The organism is Zhouia amylolytica (assembly GCF_900116365.1).
Lineage (GTDB): Bacteria > Bacteroidota > Bacteroidia > Flavobacteriales > Flavobacteriaceae > Zhouia > Zhouia amylolytica.
Genome location: NZ_FPAG01000008.1, coordinates 208,867 through 225,665, shown reverse-complemented (window position 1 = coordinate 225,665; position 16,799 = coordinate 208,867). Strand labels below are relative to the sequence as shown.

General features: G+C 35.3%; 16 protein-coding genes. 4 read left to right on the top strand and 12 right to left on the bottom strand.

The annotated features are described in order from the left end of the window. Window positions 1-86 precede the first annotated feature (86 nt). A complete protein-coding gene (locus BM361_RS14375) occupies window positions 87-1,358 on the bottom strand; it encodes a hypothetical protein (protein WP_074979751.1) in 1,272 nt (423 codons plus the stop codon). Window positions 1,359-1,381: 23 nt separating this feature from the next. After that, window positions 1,382-1,963 (bottom strand): YceI family protein, encoded by a 582-nt coding sequence (locus BM361_RS14370; protein WP_074979749.1) that lies wholly within the window; start codon window positions 1,961-1,963, stop codon window positions 1,382-1,384. Between the two features lie 266 nt (window positions 1,964-2,229). Here BM361_RS14370 and BM361_RS14365 point away from each other — a divergent pair, with 266 nt between their 5' ends. Beyond that, window positions 2,230-3,240 (top strand): dipeptide epimerase, encoded by a 1,011-nt coding sequence (locus BM361_RS14365; RefSeq protein ID WP_074979747.1) that lies wholly within the window; start codon window positions 2,230-2,232, stop codon window positions 3,238-3,240. Between the two features lie 68 nt (window positions 3,241-3,308). Here BM361_RS14365 and trxB read toward each other — a convergent pair whose 3' ends face one another. Next, window positions 3,309-4,277 carry a thioredoxin-disulfide reductase gene (gene trxB, locus BM361_RS14360; RefSeq protein ID WP_038262066.1) on the bottom strand — a complete coding sequence of 323 codons (969 nt, stop codon included), beginning with the start codon at window positions 4,275-4,277 and terminating at the stop codon, window positions 3,309-3,311. Between the two features lie 200 nt (window positions 4,278-4,477). Here trxB and BM361_RS14355 point away from each other — a divergent pair, with 200 nt between their 5' ends. After that, complete coding sequence (locus BM361_RS14355; protein ID WP_038262063.1) at window positions 4,478-4,927, top strand: hypothetical protein; 450 nt, start codon at window positions 4,478-4,480, stop codon at window positions 4,925-4,927. Window positions 4,928-4,968: 41 nt separating this feature from the next. Here BM361_RS14355 and BM361_RS14350 read toward each other — a convergent pair whose 3' ends face one another. The 9 genes from BM361_RS14350 to BM361_RS14310 form a co-directional block, all read right to left on the bottom strand. After that, a complete protein-coding gene (locus BM361_RS14350) occupies window positions 4,969-6,318 on the bottom strand; it encodes a Gfo/Idh/MocA family protein (RefSeq protein ID WP_074979745.1) in 1,350 nt (449 codons plus the stop codon). Window positions 6,319-6,345: 27 nt separating this feature from the next. Beyond that, on the bottom strand, window positions 6,346-7,290 hold the full coding sequence (locus BM361_RS14345; RefSeq protein WP_175496588.1) for a formylglycine-generating enzyme family protein: 945 nt from the start codon (window positions 7,288-7,290) through the stop codon (window positions 6,346-6,348). Window positions 7,291-7,438: 148 nt separating this feature from the next. Then, window positions 7,439-8,821 carry an MBL fold metallo-hydrolase RNA specificity domain-containing protein gene (locus BM361_RS14340; RefSeq protein WP_074979740.1) on the bottom strand — a complete coding sequence of 461 codons (1,383 nt, stop codon included), beginning with the start codon at window positions 8,819-8,821 and terminating at the stop codon, window positions 7,439-7,441. Continuing rightward, on the bottom strand, window positions 8,821-9,651 hold the full coding sequence (locus BM361_RS14335; RefSeq protein ID WP_074979738.1) for an ATP cone domain-containing protein: 831 nt from the start codon (window positions 9,649-9,651) through the stop codon (window positions 8,821-8,823). The genes BM361_RS14340 and BM361_RS14335 overlap by 1 nt, the downstream gene beginning before the upstream one ends. A gap of 21 nt (window positions 9,652-9,672) precedes the next feature. After that, entirely contained in the window at window positions 9,673-10,080 is a 408-nt protein-coding gene (locus tag BM361_RS14330; RefSeq protein WP_083425964.1) for a hypothetical protein, read from the bottom strand. 135 nt (window positions 10,081-10,215) lie between these two features. Next, window positions 10,216-10,821, bottom strand: a complete 606-nt coding sequence (locus tag BM361_RS14325; protein ID WP_074979736.1) for a nucleotidyltransferase family protein — start codon at window positions 10,819-10,821, stop codon at window positions 10,216-10,218. After that, window positions 10,814-11,839 carry an XdhC family protein gene (locus BM361_RS14320; protein WP_074979734.1) on the bottom strand — a complete coding sequence of 342 codons (1,026 nt, stop codon included), beginning with the start codon at window positions 11,837-11,839 and terminating at the stop codon, window positions 10,814-10,816. Before BM361_RS14320 ends, BM361_RS14325 begins: the two co-directional genes overlap by 8 nt. A 354-nt stretch (window positions 11,840-12,193) precedes the next feature. After that, window positions 12,194-12,370 (bottom strand): histone H1, encoded by a 177-nt coding sequence (locus BM361_RS14315; protein WP_038262043.1) that lies wholly within the window; start codon window positions 12,368-12,370, stop codon window positions 12,194-12,196. Window positions 12,371-12,692: 322 nt separating this feature from the next. Then, the gene (locus tag BM361_RS14310) at window positions 12,693-13,727 is read right to left on the bottom strand and encodes a LacI family DNA-binding transcriptional regulator (protein WP_074979733.1); all 1,035 of its coding nucleotides are present in this window, start codon (window positions 13,725-13,727) and stop codon (window positions 12,693-12,695) included. Window positions 13,728-13,983: 256 nt separating this feature from the next. Between BM361_RS14310 and BM361_RS14305 the strand changes: the two genes are divergently transcribed. Together BM361_RS14305 and xylA are read left to right on the top strand one after the other, a co-directional pair. Continuing rightward, a complete protein-coding gene (locus tag BM361_RS14305) occupies window positions 13,984-15,462 on the top strand; it encodes a xylulokinase (protein ID WP_074979731.1) in 1,479 nt (492 codons plus the stop codon). 2 nt (window positions 15,463-15,464) lie between these two features. Continuing rightward, window positions 15,465-16,790: a xylose isomerase gene (xylA, locus tag BM361_RS14300; protein WP_074979729.1), complete on the top strand. Its 1,326-nt coding sequence runs from the start codon at window positions 15,465-15,467 to the stop codon at window positions 16,788-16,790. Window positions 16,791-16,799: the final 9 nt, after the last annotated feature.

Below are 16,799 nucleotides of genomic sequence, written 5' to 3'. Positions count from 1 at the left end.
ATTTACAATTTTCTGGGGAGCTCCGCAATGCCTAAAGTATTGCGGAGCATCTATTTAAAATTAAGTGGATTTGACTAATTCCATTTTTAGAAACTAATAGCAGCCTCAAGAACAAATCCGTTAAATTTACCATCCTCAAGAAGATCTCCAGTAGGATAATCGTTGTAGTTCTGAGTTACATATTCTGCTTTCATTAGTATATTCTTTGTCATAAACCAACCTCCTCCAACATTGAATCTGTTGATTGACACATCATCTCCACTTGCCAATTCAGCATTCACTGTATTGTATCGAGTTCCGATATAAAAGTTTTCAGAATTTCCGAATCTGTATAATAATTCACCTGCGTATTGTTGAGTATTTCTTCTATCAGTCTCCCCTAGGGCTTGTCCATTAGTTAATTCAACGGTTCCGAAAAATTCTAATCCGCCATATTTTAAGAATGGATTGAACATGATGGCAGTAATTTTATTTTTAAATCCAGGATCAAAACGGCTTGCTCTAAAATTATCGCCTGAAGCCCCTTCTGCTTGCATAACATTGTAGTATCTGGCACCAGCTCTGTCTGCTGTATAAAGATATACACTTGGAGCATATCCTGTGTTATAAAGTGAACCGGTTAATCTGAATCTAAAATCTTCATTAATTTGCTTGTCATATCCAAGTTTGGCTAAAAATGCAGCACCACCTGTTGTACCGTTAGATTCTTTTACACTTTGGTTTAGTTTACCGTTACTGAATCCTAACATTCCAAACCAAGGACCTCTGAAATAGTATACCTCTGCTCCAACCTCTGTTGTAAATGAATCCATAATCAAGTTACCTACGAATGGATTGTATAAAGACATTGAGTTATCAGATCTTCTAAAGTGGGCATCGCCATAGTTGTTCTCCATATGTCCGATTTTAATTCTCATATGGTCCATTAAATCACTGGCAAAACCTTCTTTTATGAAATCCAATTTGTCAATTTGAAAATACCCTCCTTTTACATAAGGTTCATGGTGGTGTCTAGATGATAAATAGGTTCTTAAATGCATTCTTACACCATCATAAAGAGCTACATCCAAATCAAGATTTGCAGTCGCCAGGTTAAAATTGCTTCCAATTTCTTGCAATGGTACCGTTCCTGAATTTTCATTATCTAAAGCTTGGAATTGTAAAGTTGAAGATCCACCAATTCTTACGTGTACTCCATCAAAATTTGAAGTACTATTATCTTTTACGGCTTCAAAATCATTAATACCTCTTTGATCGGGTTGTCTAAAATTGTCTAAATCACGATTACTCTGGGCATACATATTGACACCTGTAAATATGAGCACAGCAATGACTAAATTCTTGATAATTGATTTCATAGATGTTTAATTTTTAATTTATACTATTCGGTTAGGGTTGTTTTTATTTTTATTGTTACTTCATCACCTGTTGTTATTGTTCCAAATAAGGCTGTAGGTGGTTCAATATTGTAATCTGTCATCTTTATTTTCTTGGAACCAGTCAATTTTACAGTTCCTGCATTAATTTCCATCTGCAAAGGCAAGGTGATGCGCTTTGTGGTCCCGGAAATGGTTAAATCCCCTTCAAGTTTTACGTCATACTTGTTATTTCCTTTTGCAGTGGTTTCTTTTACTTTAATCAGGTTAAACTTTATAGTTTTATACTTTTTAGCATTTAAAGCTTTATAAGTATTTTTATCCATCCCAGACTTTCCACTCTTCAGACTTTCTGTTTCAACACTGAAATTTAATTTCGCAATTTCCGCATTGTCAATGGACTTAAAAGTTATTACTCCCGATTGATTTTCTGCCTTAATTTCCCAATCATGTATATTTGAAGTTCCTTCAACAATTAATGCTGAGGTCTGTTTTGCAACTTTGTATTCTTGAGCTACGCCCAAATGAACTCCCATGATCAAACAGAAAAGAATTAATAACTTTGATATGCTGCTTTTGTACTTCATGACTCTAATAGATTTATGTATTATTTACACTACAAAGATTTTCATAATGCGTGAAGGAAAAGATGATATTTGTCAGTAATATGATAGAACTGATATATGTCAGTTTACCCATGTTTTAACAAATTCAGGTTTGTTTTATTCAAAACTTAACTATGGAAGATTACGTACAGCTAATCCAAAATAAATTTAATACTCTAAATCAACAAGTTGGATGATAGAACAATAATTTTAGCTATCTTCCTTAATCAAAAAGAAGTACTCTTTTCATGGAAATTGTTTTAAAAAAATATGTTTTAGAACTAAAAAATACATTTGGTATTTCAAGGCAATCACGCGATTATCAAGAGAGTTTAATAGTATGTTTAAGTTTAAATGGTAAAACTGGTTATGGTGAAGCAGCTGCTAATTCCTATTATCATATTACAGTTGATGAAATGATCGAGGAATGTGGTTCTTTAAAAAACGATCTGGAAAATTACAACTTTTCAACTCCCTCTGATCTGCACAATTGGCTTAGTTCAAAAAATCTTTCGAATTTTTTAAGGTGTGCCATAGATCTGGCAGCCTACGACCTCTATGGTAAATTACAGCAAAAACCCTTGTATAAAATATGGAACACCTCTATTGATAATTATCCAATTACAAACTATACCATAGGAATAGCCCCCATTGAGGAAATGATTGATAAAATGTTAAGCTTCCCATGGCCTTTATATAAAATTAAATTAGGGACTAGTAATGATCTGGAAATAGTTGAAACACTAAGAAAGTATACAAAAAGTACCTTTAGAGTCGATGCAAATTGTGCCTGGGATGCAGAAGAAACTATTTATAACTCGAAGAGTTTAAAAAAACTAGGAGTTGAATTTATAGAACAGCCGTTGGAAGCTTCAAATTGGACAGGCAATAAAAAAGTATTTAAAGAAAGTGCTCTGCCTATCATTGCAGATGAAAGCTGTATAACCGAAAACGATGTTGAAAAATGTTATGGACATTTTGATGGAATTAACATCAAACTTACCAAATGTGGAGGACTTACCCCTGCCCTTAGGATGATAAAAAGAGCCCAAAAACTAAAATTAAAGACGATGGTAGGATGTATGACTGAATCTACTGTTGGAATATCAGCCATAGCGCAACTCCTTCCTCAATTAGATTACGTAGATATGGACGGGGCAATGTTACTTAAAAATGATATTGCTAAAGGAGTGCAAATCACAGACAATGGAAAAGTTATTTTCCCCTCCCTGGGAGGAAGTGGAATCAGCTTACTTTAATTATTAAAAAAGTCGCATTTGATTTAAATCAAATGCGACTTCATATGTTATTCGGTAAAACTTATAAATTATCGTTCAACTTCTTCGAAAGACTCTTTAGCGGCCAAATACCTTTCTGCGTCAAGGGCAGCCATACATCCAGTTCCAGCAGCTGTTACCGCCTGCCTGTATACATGATCAGCAGCATCCCCTGAAACGAACACACCTTCTACATTCGTCTTTGATGTACCTGGTTCATTTATAATATAACCCGTTTCATCCAAATCTATATAACCCTTAAAAATATCTGTATTTGGCTTATGTCCAATTGCAACAAAAAATCCGGTAGCTGGTAATTCTTGTGTTTCTCCAGTAACATTATTCTTTACTCTAACTCCGGTTACCACTTGTCCATCTCCTAAAACCTCATCGGTTTCAGTATTAAACATAATTTCTATATTCTGGGTATTTCGAACTCTGGCTTCCATAATTTTAGAAGCTCTGAATTCATCTCTTCTCACCAACATGGTAACTTTTTTACAAAGCTTCGATAAGTAATGTGCTTCTTCGCAAGCTGAATCTCCAGCTCCAACAATTACAACTTCTTGGTTTCGGTAGAAAAATCCATCACATACAGCACATGCCGAAACACCACCACCTAGTTTAAGATATTTTTGCTCAGAAGGCAATCCTAAATATTTAGCAGATGCCCCTGTTGAAATAATTACGGTGTCACAATGTATTTCCTTAGTTTCATTAACCCAAACCTTATGGATAGGTCCGGAAAAATCAACTTTAGTAATCCACCCGTCTCTAACATCAGTTTCGAAACGCTCAGCTTGATTTCTCAACTCGACCATCATTTCAGGCCCTGTAATACCCTCAGGATACCCTGGGAAATTTTCAACTTCATTGGTAGTTGTTAATTGACCCCCCGGTTGAGAACCTTGATATAAAACAGGTGACATGTTAGCTCTGGCAGCATAAATAGCCGCTGTATATCCCGCAGGACCAGAACCTATTATAAGACACTTAACTCTTTCAATTACTTCAGACATAATTTAAATATTTACTATCTCGGACAAAAGTAACTTTTTGGTTTATATAGCAATGTTAAAAGTTATTAAAAGTTATTATTTCATTATTGAAAACAACAATCATAGATAAAATTGCTACATCCAAAATTTAAAGTTTAAACAAAAATTCCGTAAATTTAAGAGAATAACACGCTGATAATGAACACTAATAATATATCACTATGAAAAATTACCTATTACCATTTATCATCTTAAGCGCACTGTTTCTAATTAGTGCCACAAGTCCAAAAATTCAACCACAAAACCATACGCTCGAAGGAGCTTGGGAACTCATAAGCTTTTATAACTACAACGAAGACAATGAAATTTCTGATACCGTTCCAACCTCTGAAGGTTATAGACAAATAAAAATGTATCAGGCCGGTAAGGTAATGTGGACCCGTTATGTCCCTAAAGACTCCATTGAATGGTTTGGATATGGATCATACACCAACACAGATAGCGAACTAGTCGAAACTTTAGAATACGGTTCTAATTCTATGATGAGAATTATTGATACACTAAGAGTATTTAAATTTGAGCTGGTATTAGGAAAGGAGCACTTTACACAAATTACGGTAGATGATGATGGGCAACGCGTTTTTTCTGAAAACTATAAACGTCTTAATTGAGAAAAAAGAAGGGATAAGGCTTGTACCTTATCCCCATATACCTACATTACCTTCGTTTTACCAGGTGAAGGAATTATATAAGTTCCATCAGACGTTGGCTTAACCGGAGCTTCAGAATTCCAGTCTAGATTGTCAGGCACCAAAGCTAAATCAGAATTTAAGGCTTCCTCCCATTTAATTACTTTCCCTGAATAAGTAGCCATTCTTCCCATTATCGCAGTCATGGTACTTTTTGCTCCATGTTCTGCATCCGCTATTACGCCGCCATTTCGTATCGATTCAAATAATCTGTTGTGTTCTTGTTGATAGGGATTAGGATCATTGAAACCGGCATATTTATAGACCTCTTTTCCATCTAAGCCTTTAATATAGGTTGCCCCGGCATCATTTGTTTCTATAAATCCTTTCGTCCCTTGAAATACCTCTCCAACCTTATACATCGTACCAGGTTGATGACGACATTGACTTGAAATAACCGCTCCATTGGCATATTTAAACTCTACAAAATGATGATCAAAAATCTCTCCATATTCTTTTCCTGTTCGTACCTGGCGTCCACCCATTCCCTGTGCAGAAATCGGAAAATCTCCGACAAACCAGTTTGCAATATCAATATTATGAATATGTTGCTCCAAAATATGATCTCCGCATAACCAATTAAAATAATACCAATTACGCATTTGATATTCCAATTCAGTTTGCTCTGGCTTACGCTTTCGAACCCAAACACCTCCTCCGTTCCAATATACCTGCCCTGATACTATCTGACCAACTGAACCCTCTGCTATTTTATTGGCCATGTCAATATAATTATTTTGGTATCTACGCTGCAATCCTACCACAACGTTTAGCTTCTTCTCTTTCGCCAACCTCGCTGTTTCCAATACTTTCCTTACTCCAGGAACATCTGTTGCTACGGGCTTCTCCATAAACACATGCTTCCCTGTTTTAATAGCATATTCGAAATGTTGCGGTCTAAAGCCTGGAGGGGTAGTTAAAATAACCACATCTGCCAAATCCATCGCTTTTTGAGCAGCATCAAAGCCAACAAATTGATTTTTCTCTTTTACTTTTATCTTTTTTGTTTCCTTAAATTCTTTAGATAAATTCCTTAAACTTGATTGCAATCTATCTTCAAACGCATCTGCCATCGCTACAAGTTCTACATTATCATCTGCTTTAAGTGCCTGGGCAGCAGCTCCAGTACCTCGTCCCCCACAACCAATTAGAGCCAATTTTAGCTTTTTATTATTAAGGACATTAACCATACCATGCATTTGCGACATAGGCAACATCATCCCTCCTAAAAGAAGAGAAGTATTTTTACAAAAAGTTCTTCTGGAGTTTCCCTCCGATAGTTTAGATAAAATTAATTCATCACTTTTGCTCATAATTTAATTGTTATAGTGGTTAATATTTTATTCGATCTCTTTAGGTCCCCAAAATTTTTCGTAATCTTTCGTATCAGGCACCTCTTTAACTCTAACGATCCTAAATCCAACATGTGGTGCGTCTGTATGCCACCATTTACTTTTCGGAAATTGAGGATCCCTGCGCTTCCATTGATCTGTAGAAGCCAGACGGAAAGCACTGCGTAACGCGTTGGGCTCATCTATCCATGAACCACCTCGAACTACTGTAGGATATTCATCTTCCGGGAAGATAATCGGATCATCAACCTTCTTCTTTTTAAACTTTTTATATGCTTCTTCCTGGTATCCGTCTAAAACCAATTCTGCTACATTTCCGTGCATATCATACAATCCCCATGCATTTGGTTCCTTTTGTCCCACTTTATGATAACTTCCACCACTATTACTCTGATACCAGGCATGGTCATCTAATTTTTCATTAGATGCACCAAAAGAATACGCTGAATTTGTACCTGCTCTACAGGCATACTCCCACTCAGCCTCGGTAGGCAGTCTGTAGAAATGTCCTGTTTTTGCAGAAAGCCATTCACAAAATTTAGATGCGGCCAGCCGCGTAACATTTACAATGGGTAAACCACTCCCTGTACCCATTCCCATACTCATATCAACATAAGGAATTGTAGCGCCAGAAATAGCATCTATGTCTACTGACACTTCCGCTTCCTCCGAAATGCTTCCTACATTATCAATCTCTCTGTTCAAATACAAATAGAATAAATCCCATGTAATTTCATATTTAGACATCCAAAATGAAGTAATTTCAACTTCATGGCTGGGAGATTCATCATCTTTTGCGTTAACATCTTTTGAAGAACTGCCCATCTGAAATACCCCTCCCGGGATTGACATCATATCTATTTTTAAATCAGAACCTGAAATATCCTGAGTGTATCCATCAGGATTTTGTGCAAACGAGATATGGCAAAACATTAAAAAAATTAATAAAGAGAGTGTAGTTTTAAACATTTTGTTAGTAGATCTTAGATTAATCAAGATCTAAAAATGCACTTTTTTTGCCAAAAAAGCAATTATTCAAAAGAATACCACTTAATTAGAAAAGAAAAAGATATTTTTCACATTACGAATCAATCGATAAAGATACAGATTCATATAATTTAGGTATATAAACGTTATACTGATACCGTTTATGAATTTCAGTTTTTAGCACTTTCATAGCTCCCTCTTCTCCATGAACTAAGAAAAGCCTTTCGGGTTTTTTTTCAAGGTTGGACAACCAATTAAGAAGCTCGTTTTGATCTGCATGAGCAGATAAAGAAGATATCGATTCAACTTTAGCTTTCACAGGATAATATTTCCCAAAAAACTTAAGCTCCTTTACACCTTCCTGTAAAGCCCTCCCACGAGTACCCTCTGCCTGAAAGCCAACTAATAATATAGTAGTATTTTCCTCGTCAATGAGTTGTTGTAAATAAGTCAAAACTCGCCCCCCGGTAACCATTCCACTTCCTGCAATTATAATTTTGGGCTGTTTATTGTCGATAACCTCCCATGTTTCGCGGTAGGAGGAAACAAAATTCACATGATGAATCATAGCTTTAAACTCTGAAACATTTATCTTATGCCAATTATCGTAATTTAGGAAAACATCCAACACCCGATCTCCCATAGGGCTATCAACAAAAATAGGAATGTTAGGAATTTTATTTTTTTTATACATTCTCCAAAGAATAATAAGCAATGTTTGAATTCGTTCTACTGCAAAACTTGGTATTATAAAATTCCCCCTATTATAAATAGTTGAATTAATGAGATCTACCAACTTATTTTCCACAGGCTCTCTGGAGTGCAATCGGTCTCCATATGTTGATTCAAGAAACAAGTAATCTGCTTTTTCAGGTTTCTCCGGAATATCAAGCAATACATCCTGTTCCCTTCCTACATCTCCTGAGAAAACAAAATACTTCCCATTTATAACTAGCTCCACAAAGGTTGCTCCTAAAATATGACCGTTATAACGAAATCTCACTGAAACTTGCTCAGCGAGATTAATCCAATTATTCTTTGGTTGAGATTGAAATAATGAAAGTGTATTTCCCACATCCTCCAGAGTATATAAGGGTAAGGCCGGATGATGTTTAGAATAACCTTCCTCATTAGCCTTTTCTGCTTCTTCTTCTTGTATTTTTGCGCTGTCCTCAAGAATTATCTTGGCAATTGCTAAAGTTGGTTCCGTGCCAAGTATTTTACCTTGAAAACCTTGATTAACGATCTTGGGTAAATAACCTACATGATCCAAATGACCATGAGTTATTAATATATAGTCTATAGAGCTTGCATCAAAAGGTAAATCCTTCCAGTTCTCCTCACGCAATAGCTTTTCACCCTGAAATAATCCACAATCTACCATAACAATACAGTCATCGAGCTCTATTAAGTATTTCGAGCCTGTAACTGTTTGAGCGGCACCATAAAAATGGACTTTGACCTTATTAGTTTTCATCAATCACATAACTGTTTCATATCAGAAATAATCCGTTCCTTCCGTTCTTCAGAAATACCTAGATGATCTAACATAAATTCTTGGTTAATTAAATCACGACATAGCACAATTCCGTGTTCCAGAAGAAAATCTTTTTCTCTCCCGGATAGTAAAGAAGAACAAGTAACCGGATGCAAGCCAAGACGGTTAATTCTATCCTTTAAACTGTTTTCATTTGGATAGTCCCAACTCATTAAATATAACCCGGCACAAATACCAAATTGAATTGCATCAGTAGTAAATCTAGTGTTCGTAACAACCCAACCCTCCCTTAAGGTTCGGTCATCTTTCCAGGTGGCTTTAACATCATTGTACCGTGAATGAATATAAAGAGGAACTTTAACATTACATTTGTTAGTACGGTCAGAGTGAAATTTGCATTCCACTAAATACCCCGAATTATTCTTAAATGCAACAACATCAATTTCATGATCTACACAGGCTCCTTTAACAATCAACCCTACCGAGCACTCATAACCCGAATAAGTAAGAATTCCTGCTATAAACCGTTCAAAGGGAAATCCGGTCGGTCCTAATTCATAAATTGCTTTTTTCAATTTATATTTCGATGCATATACCTCCTTATTTTTTTTTAACATCGCATAGGCACGATTATAAATTTCTTCGGTGGTTATACCCGTATATAGCTCATCGTAAACTGTATCTACTATTTTAGAAATCAGATCGTGTCCTGCCCCTGTATGCTTTAAAGAAGCTCTAAGCTTATCGAACGAAAAATTTACTACTTCACCTGATCTTTTCTGAACCTTAAAAACTTTTTCAGTTTCCATACCAAAAGGATTAATTACCTTTTAGGAGTTATAATAGTCATTCACTAATGCCATAATTTGGTTTTCGGTCATACTATCAGCCTTCTCTACGCCTTTAATTTTGGAAGCCATAGATTTGTAATGGCTCTGTATATGTTTGGCTAATTTCAAATTAGTATCAGCAGGACCAAACAAAGCTATAGCATCAACATTCTGTAATTTTTCAACTATATCATCAAAATACCTTTTTAACTGATGCTTTTCTCGTTCTGAATATTTACTATCCTGAACCACATCTTGAGGCCCCCATTTATTTTTAGATCTCGATCCGCCTACAGGATGAAAATTTTCAACTTCAGAATTAACAATTTCCATACTCCTTTCTGTACCTTTTAGGTAAACAACATATGCTTTCATTTTGTCAACCCATATACCAATATTCGTTGCCATAATCTTAAGGATTTATAATTAAACATTTATTCGTGAATTTTTAATAGAACTACCAAACCAAAATTAAAACATCTTAACTGTTTTTAGTATGACATTCCTCACCTAAAAACAACTAAGTCTTTATTTTTCATCAAGTTACAACTTAACAGAATGATTTAAAAATTTTTGATAATCTTCAGGAGTATCTAAGTCATCCAGTAATCCAATTTCATCAATAACTTCGATATGATCACTATTAATTTCCTTCAAAAAATGCTTAGCCCCTTTATCACCACTTAACTGAGTTAAGCAACCAAAATACTTTAAAGGAAATAGTACGGGAACTCCATTACCACTTTTGTATTTAGAAGCGATTATTTTAGAAGGATCTTCCTTGAATAAAGCAATAAGTTTATTTATATATTTAAAATCAACTTTTGGTTGATCACCTAATATTAGTAGTAGACCACTAATTTCCTCTTCTAATGAAGAAATTTGTTCAACCCCAACAGCAATACTCGTTCCCAATCCATCTTGCCATTCTGAGTTATACAAAATCTTTACGCCATTCGGCAATCCGGTATTTTCAATCTCCTTCGCATATGCACCTAACACACAAAATACTTTTTTAGCGGAAGATTTTAAAGCATTTTCTATAACGGTATTAATAAGGTTTTGTTTTCCTAAAGACAATAACTGTTTAGGCTCACCCATTCGGGAAGAACTACCGGCTGCCAATATAAGGATTGCTACATCAGTCAATTTTACTAATTTGATTTGATTTCAATTTCTTAAGCGAATAGGATTCCTTGTTTCTTGTTACACTCAAAATTTCGGATAATATTGAAATTGCAATTTCTTCAGGAGTCTCAGATCCTATATTTAACCCCGCTGGACTACAGACTTTCTCTAAAAATGAAAATGAAATATCGGGTATGTAATTTAATAGCTCATGTTGAAGTTGCTCCCACCTTTTGAAAGAACCTAGCATTCCCAAATAACAAAATTCTTTTTCATGCAACTTAATTAGATATTGTAAATCAGTTACAAAATTATGATTCATTAATACCACCGCTGTTTGCATATCCAAATCAGTTAAATCGATCATTTCCGGATTCTCCGCCAGTACTCTGGTAGCTCCGGGAAAATCAGAGATTGACTTTGGATCCTTAATAGATGAAACAACGGTTACCTCCCATCCCAATAACGAAGCCATGGTACAGAGCTTAACCGCATCATGCTCAGCTCCCAGAATTAATAATTTGAATCTTGGCTTGAACGACTGTTTGAAAAGATCATTATCCGAAATGGAAATTTGTTCCTTGGAAAACTTAAAAGATTGCTGATCCGAAAAGGACAATACCGATCCAAAATCTCCGGTGATTTCCTCTTCTTGCCTTTTGAAATAAGAAGTTATTTGAAATGAATTTCTTGCCTCCATTTGAATTAAGAATTCAAAATAAAACGATTTCGAAACATCAAATGGTTCTATGAGTATGTATAAGACACCTTCACATCCAAGCCGATAACGACCATCATAAGTAATCACTTTTGATCGGTTAGATTGAAAAACACTTTGAGCTCTCCTGCATATTTCCTTTTCTACACATCCTCCACTTACAGCTCCAGTAAAATTTCCATGTTCATCTATTAACATGCGTACTCCTGGCTTTCGATAAGAAGATCCTTCTAAATGCACTACCGATGCTAAAACACATTTAATGCCATTTTCTTTTTTATTTCGGGCTATTTTAACCAGTTGAAGAAACTCGTGAGTCATACTTAACCATCTAAAATTATATCACCCTAAGATAGTAATATTAAACCATAATTATGAAATAATAAGAAATTGAGAGGGAAAAGATCAAACTCCCGAAAGGTAATAACCTTAAATTAAAGGAAAAAAAATACGGGCGCAATGTTTACCCAAACTTACCCGGCGCCCGTATAGAAGTGAACATTAAATCTATTCGGTTCGAATATAGTATTTCAAAATCAATGAGCATGCCTCTGTATCGATGAAATGCACAAATTTTAGATTAAAATATTAAAAGCCTTTGATTCGTTTAATTGAAGATTCAAATAACGTGGTTAGTTTAAAAAAAAAGCCGGAATTTAAATTCCGGCTTTTTAATTATTTTTTAGACTCTTCTACAGAAACTTTTCTAAACTCTTTAAAAAGTTTACTTAATTCAAGAGCAGATTTACGAGCCCTTGTTCCTGCAGCTTTATTTCCCTTTTCAACTTGCAATGCTGCTTCACTTTTAAAAGTCTCAATTTCCGAGTCAATCTTTTCTAATAAATCTTTCATGTAAATACGTGTTTTAAATTTTTATAGTGCGAAAATAAATTTATTTAGCATTCTTGAGAGTTGAATCTAAAAGAATTCTTCAACAATATTAGTAGGCTTGGAGCTAACTATTTTATTATCAAAAAAATATTAAAAAAAATAATACCCCAGACAACTCCATATTTATCCCTATCTACTTCAAGCCAGCTAAAATATTAAGTTTCTTAAGGCGTTTCAGGCCTTAAAATAGCTCGTAACACATCAACTACCTTACCAATAAAAGACATGTTTATAAAATACGTCTTCAAAAATTAACACCATAAAAATGTCAAATGAGTACTTCTTAGAAGTTCAAGGGTTTTGTAGATTCCCTTATTACAAGAGATGTTTTCAGTTTTTGAGTGGAAAACTCCTCCATACTATCCTCTTTGTTGTTTTCAATACGTTGTATCAGTTTGTGGGTCGCTTGCTCTCCTATAAATTTCCCATGTTGACTAACAGAAGTAATTCTTGGAGACACATATTGCGGAAGTTGACCATTTGTAAAACCAATTATAGATAAATCCTCTGGAATTTCATACCCCAAAGACATCGCTATTTTCATTGCATTAATTGCACTAAACTCTTCTAGGCCTAATATCCCATCGACTCTGTTTCTTGTTAAAAGTGCCCTTACCTCAGCTTCAAAAAGTTCTTCTTCAAATATTTTAATGATTAAGTTTGGATTAGGTGAGAGTCCATTTTTCTCTAAAGCTGTCAGATACCCTTTGAGTCTTTGTTTACCTATATTTAAATTATCAAGAGGCGAAATAATTGCTATATTCTTACATCCGGTTCTAATCAAATGTGTTGTAGCCTCAAATGCACCATTAAAGTCGTCAATAATCACCTTATCACATGCAACCAAATCGGTTACCCTATCAAACATAACAATAGGGATGCCGTTGTCGGCAAACGACTTTAAATGTTCATAATCCCCAGATTTTTCCGTCCCTTCAGATAGTGATATCAATAACCCGGATACCAAACCTCTTTCCAGTATTTCAATGGTATTCTTTTCTTTTGCCAATGACTCATTTGAAATGCAACTGATTAAATTATAACCATTTTCATTAGCAACCTTTTCTATCCCACTAAAAACTTGAGCAAAAAAATAGTTGAGTATGTTGGGTATGACCACACCTATCGTCCGATTGTCTTTCTTCCTAAGGTTTCGAGCATAAGGGTTAGGGCGATAGTTATTACTTCTTGCATACTCCTTAATTTTTGCTTTAAGTGCAATGCTAATATCATGGCTATCATTTAGTGCCTTCGATACCGTTGAAATCGAAACATTAAAATGCAGTGCTATATCCTTTAAAGTAATCGATCTTTTCACATGTTAAATATAAAATTTCTAATTGAAACAACTAACCCTACGCTCTTCATTCCATTTTTTACTCAACCGATTTAGTAAACGACCTTCTCAACCCTACAAACAAACACAATTTACTAATTAACAGCACCCTAGAGTTAATCTCAAAACAAAATACCATCAAATTAAAATCACCTTAAATAGTTACCATAATCTCATTTTAGTAGCATTAATTCTACTTATATAATAATTTTATAAGGAATTTATTGAAATACACATAATGTACGCAATTGGATACGATATAGGAAGTTCATCTATCAAAGCAGCCTTAGTTAACCTCAAAACTGGTAAATGTGAGACGATAGTTCAGTTACCCGAAAAGGAAATGGATATTATAGCTAAAAAAATCGGGTGGGCCGAGCAAAATCCGGAAATCTGGTGGCGATATGTATGTCAGGCAACGAAACTTATTTTGCAAAAAACTAAAATCAACCCAAATAACATCACGGATATCGGTATTTCTTATCAAATGCATGGCCTTATTACATTAGATAAAAATGGAAATCCTGTTAGAGATGCAATAATTTGGTGTGATAGTAGAGCCGTTGATATTGGACAGAAAGCTTTAAACGACTTGGGATCGGAAAAATGCGCTTTGAACCTTCTGAATTCACCAGCTAATTTTACTGCATCCAAACTCCGATGGGTAAAAGAAAACGAACCTGATAATTTTTCTAAGACATTCAAATTCATGCTGCCTGGTGATTATATAGCCTATAAACTATCAGGTAGTATGCAGACAACAGCTTCAGGTTTATCAGAAGGAATTTTATGGGATTTCAATAATAATTCCATAGCCGGCTTTTTATTGGATTATTATGGAATTCCCGAATCAATGATTCCTGAACTAGTTCCTACCTTCTCCAGTGCCGCTAAAGTTTCTAAAAAAGGCGCTGCGGAGACCGGACTGGTTGAAGGAACCAGAATAAGTTACAGATCGGGCGACCAACCTAATAACGCTTTATCATTGAACGTATTTAATCCAGGAGAAACCGCAGCTACAGGTGGTACATCCGGAGTTGTTTATGCAATAACAGATCAACTGTCTTCAAAAGAAATAACACGAATAAACAGTTTTGCTCATGTTAATCATTCAGCCACAGAATCCCGCATCGGGAAACTCTTAAATATCAATGGAGCAGGAATTTCGTTTAAATGGTTGAAAAGTATTTTAAATATTGATGATTACACTTTAATGAATCAGGAAGCCTCAACTTCTGAAATTGGAAGTGCTGGCCTATGTTGTTTTCCTTTTGGGAACGGCAGTGAACGCATGTTTTATAATCGACAAGTACATGGACACTTTCATGACATAAACTTTAATATTCATGACAGATCGCATTTAATACGAGCTACACTGGAAGGGATTGCATTTTCATTTGTATACGGTATGGAAATTTTAAAACAAGAAGGTGTAAGTATGGACATACTAAAAGTGGGAAATGATAATTTATTCAGATCGGAAATATTCTCCAATACTATCGCTCATACTGCCAATATTCCAATTGAAGTCTACAATACAACCGGAGCAATTGGTGCTGCCCGGGCTTGTTTAATGACCATCAGCTCATATGACGAATTCTCTGAAAAAATAAAAGCAAATGATTATATAAAAACTTACAACCTACTAGCGCCTAATATTCCCTATAAGGACGCCTACGAAAACTGGAAAAATAAACTTACTAACATACTTAAATAACTATTATGAGTACAAGTAACAAGAACTACTTTAATAATATTTCACATATTCCTTTCGAAGGTAGAGAATCTACAAACCCTCTGGCATTCAAATATTATGATCCGGAACACGTTGTAGCCGGAAAAAAAATGAAAGACCATTTTAAATTTGCAATGGCCTACTGGCATACTCTCTGTGCAGATGGAACCGACCCCTTTGGTGCACCGACCTTATCTCAACCATGGAATAAAAGTTCAGATCCAATTCAAAGAGCATTCGACAAAGTTGATGCAGGTTTTGAATTTCTAACCAAAATGGGATTCGAATATTACTGCTTTCACGACGTAGACCTGGTCGATGAAGCACCATCCCTTTTGGAAACAGAAAAACGCCTGGAAAAAGTTGTTGAATACCTAAAAAGTAAGCAAAAAGAAACTGGCATAAAACTACTTTGGGGCACCTCTAATTGCTTTTCTCACCCTCGGTATATGAATGGAGCAGCAACGAACCCCGACTTCAAGGTATTAGCCAGAGCTGGAGCCCAGATTAAAATAGCAATGGATATTACAAAAGAACTTGGAGGTGAAAACTATGTCTTTTGGGGAGGTCGCGAAGGTTATATGTCTTTACTCAATACTGACATGAAAAGGGAGCTAGATCATATGGGACAATTTTTATCCATGGCAAGAGATTATGGTCGCAGTCAGGGTTTTAAAGGAAACTTCCTGATTGAACCTAAACCAATGGAGCCCACTAAGCATCAATATGACTTCGATAGTGCAACCGTAGTAGGGTTTATTCATGAACATAATTTACAAGAAGATTTTAAAATAAATGTAGAGGTGAATCATGCTACCTTGGCTCAACATACTTTTCAACACGAATTACAGGTTGCTGCAAATGCTGGCCTCTTGGGAAGTATCGATGCCAATAGAGGTGATTATCAAAATGGCTGGGATACAGATCAATTTCCAAATAATGTTCTGGAAATCACCGAAGCCATGTTAGTATTTCTACAAGCAGGAGGCTTGCAGGGAGGCGGTGTAAATTTTGATGCCAAAATCAGAAGAAACTCTACAGATCTGGAAGATCTGTTTTTCGCACATATTTCAGGGGCTGATGCTTTTGCCAAAGCCTTGCTGGCGGCAGATGCGATTTTACAACATTCACCCTACCAAAAAATGGTTTCAGATAGATACAGTTCTTTTGATTCAGGAAAAGGAAAAGAATTTGAACAAGGAAAATTGAACTTAACTGAACTTTACAATCTTGCCCATGATTTTGGAGAACTTGAACCAAAAAGCGGTAAACAAGAACTATTTGAAAGTATCATCAATCAATACGTATAAAATAGAAAC

Bases quoted from the DNA above. Each gene is read 5' to 3' on its own strand.
- BM361_RS14375 (WP_074979751.1), bottom strand. From the start codon at position 1,358: ATGAAATCAATTATCAAGAATTTAGTCATTGCTGTGCTCATATTTACA.
- BM361_RS14370 (WP_074979749.1), bottom strand. From the start codon at position 1,963: ATGAAGTACAAAAGCAGCATATCAAAGTTATTAATTCTTTTCTGTTTG.
- BM361_RS14365 (WP_074979747.1), top strand. From the start codon at position 2,230: ATGGAAATTGTTTTAAAAAAATATGTTTTAGAACTAAAAAATACATTT.
- trxB (WP_038262066.1), bottom strand. From the start codon at position 4,277: ATGTCTGAAGTAATTGAAAGAGTTAAGTGTCTTATAATAGGTTCTGGT.
- BM361_RS14355 (WP_038262063.1), top strand. From the start codon at position 4,478: ATGAAAAATTACCTATTACCATTTATCATCTTAAGCGCACTGTTTCTA.
- BM361_RS14350 (WP_074979745.1), bottom strand. From the start codon at position 6,318: ATGAGCAAAAGTGATGAATTAATTTTATCTAAACTATCGGAGGGAAAC.
- BM361_RS14345 (WP_175496588.1), bottom strand. From the start codon at position 7,290: ATGTTTTGCCATATCTCGTTTGCACAAAATCCTGATGGATACACTCAG.
- BM361_RS14340 (WP_074979740.1), bottom strand. From the start codon at position 8,821: ATGAAAACTAATAAGGTCAAAGTCCATTTTTATGGTGCCGCTCAAACA.
- BM361_RS14335 (WP_074979738.1), bottom strand. From the start codon at position 9,651: ATGGAAACTGAAAAAGTTTTTAAGGTTCAGAAAAGATCAGGTGAAGTA.
- BM361_RS14330 (WP_083425964.1), bottom strand. From the start codon at position 10,080: ATGGCAACGAATATTGGTATATGGGTTGACAAAATGAAAGCATATGTT.
- BM361_RS14320 (WP_074979734.1), bottom strand. From the start codon at position 11,839: ATGACTCACGAGTTTCTTCAACTGGTTAAAATAGCCCGAAATAAAAAA.
- BM361_RS14315 (WP_038262043.1), bottom strand. From the start codon at position 12,370: ATGAAAGATTTATTAGAAAAGATTGACTCGGAAATTGAGACTTTTAAA.
- BM361_RS14305 (WP_074979731.1), top strand. From the start codon at position 13,984: ATGTACGCAATTGGATACGATATAGGAAGTTCATCTATCAAAGCAGCC.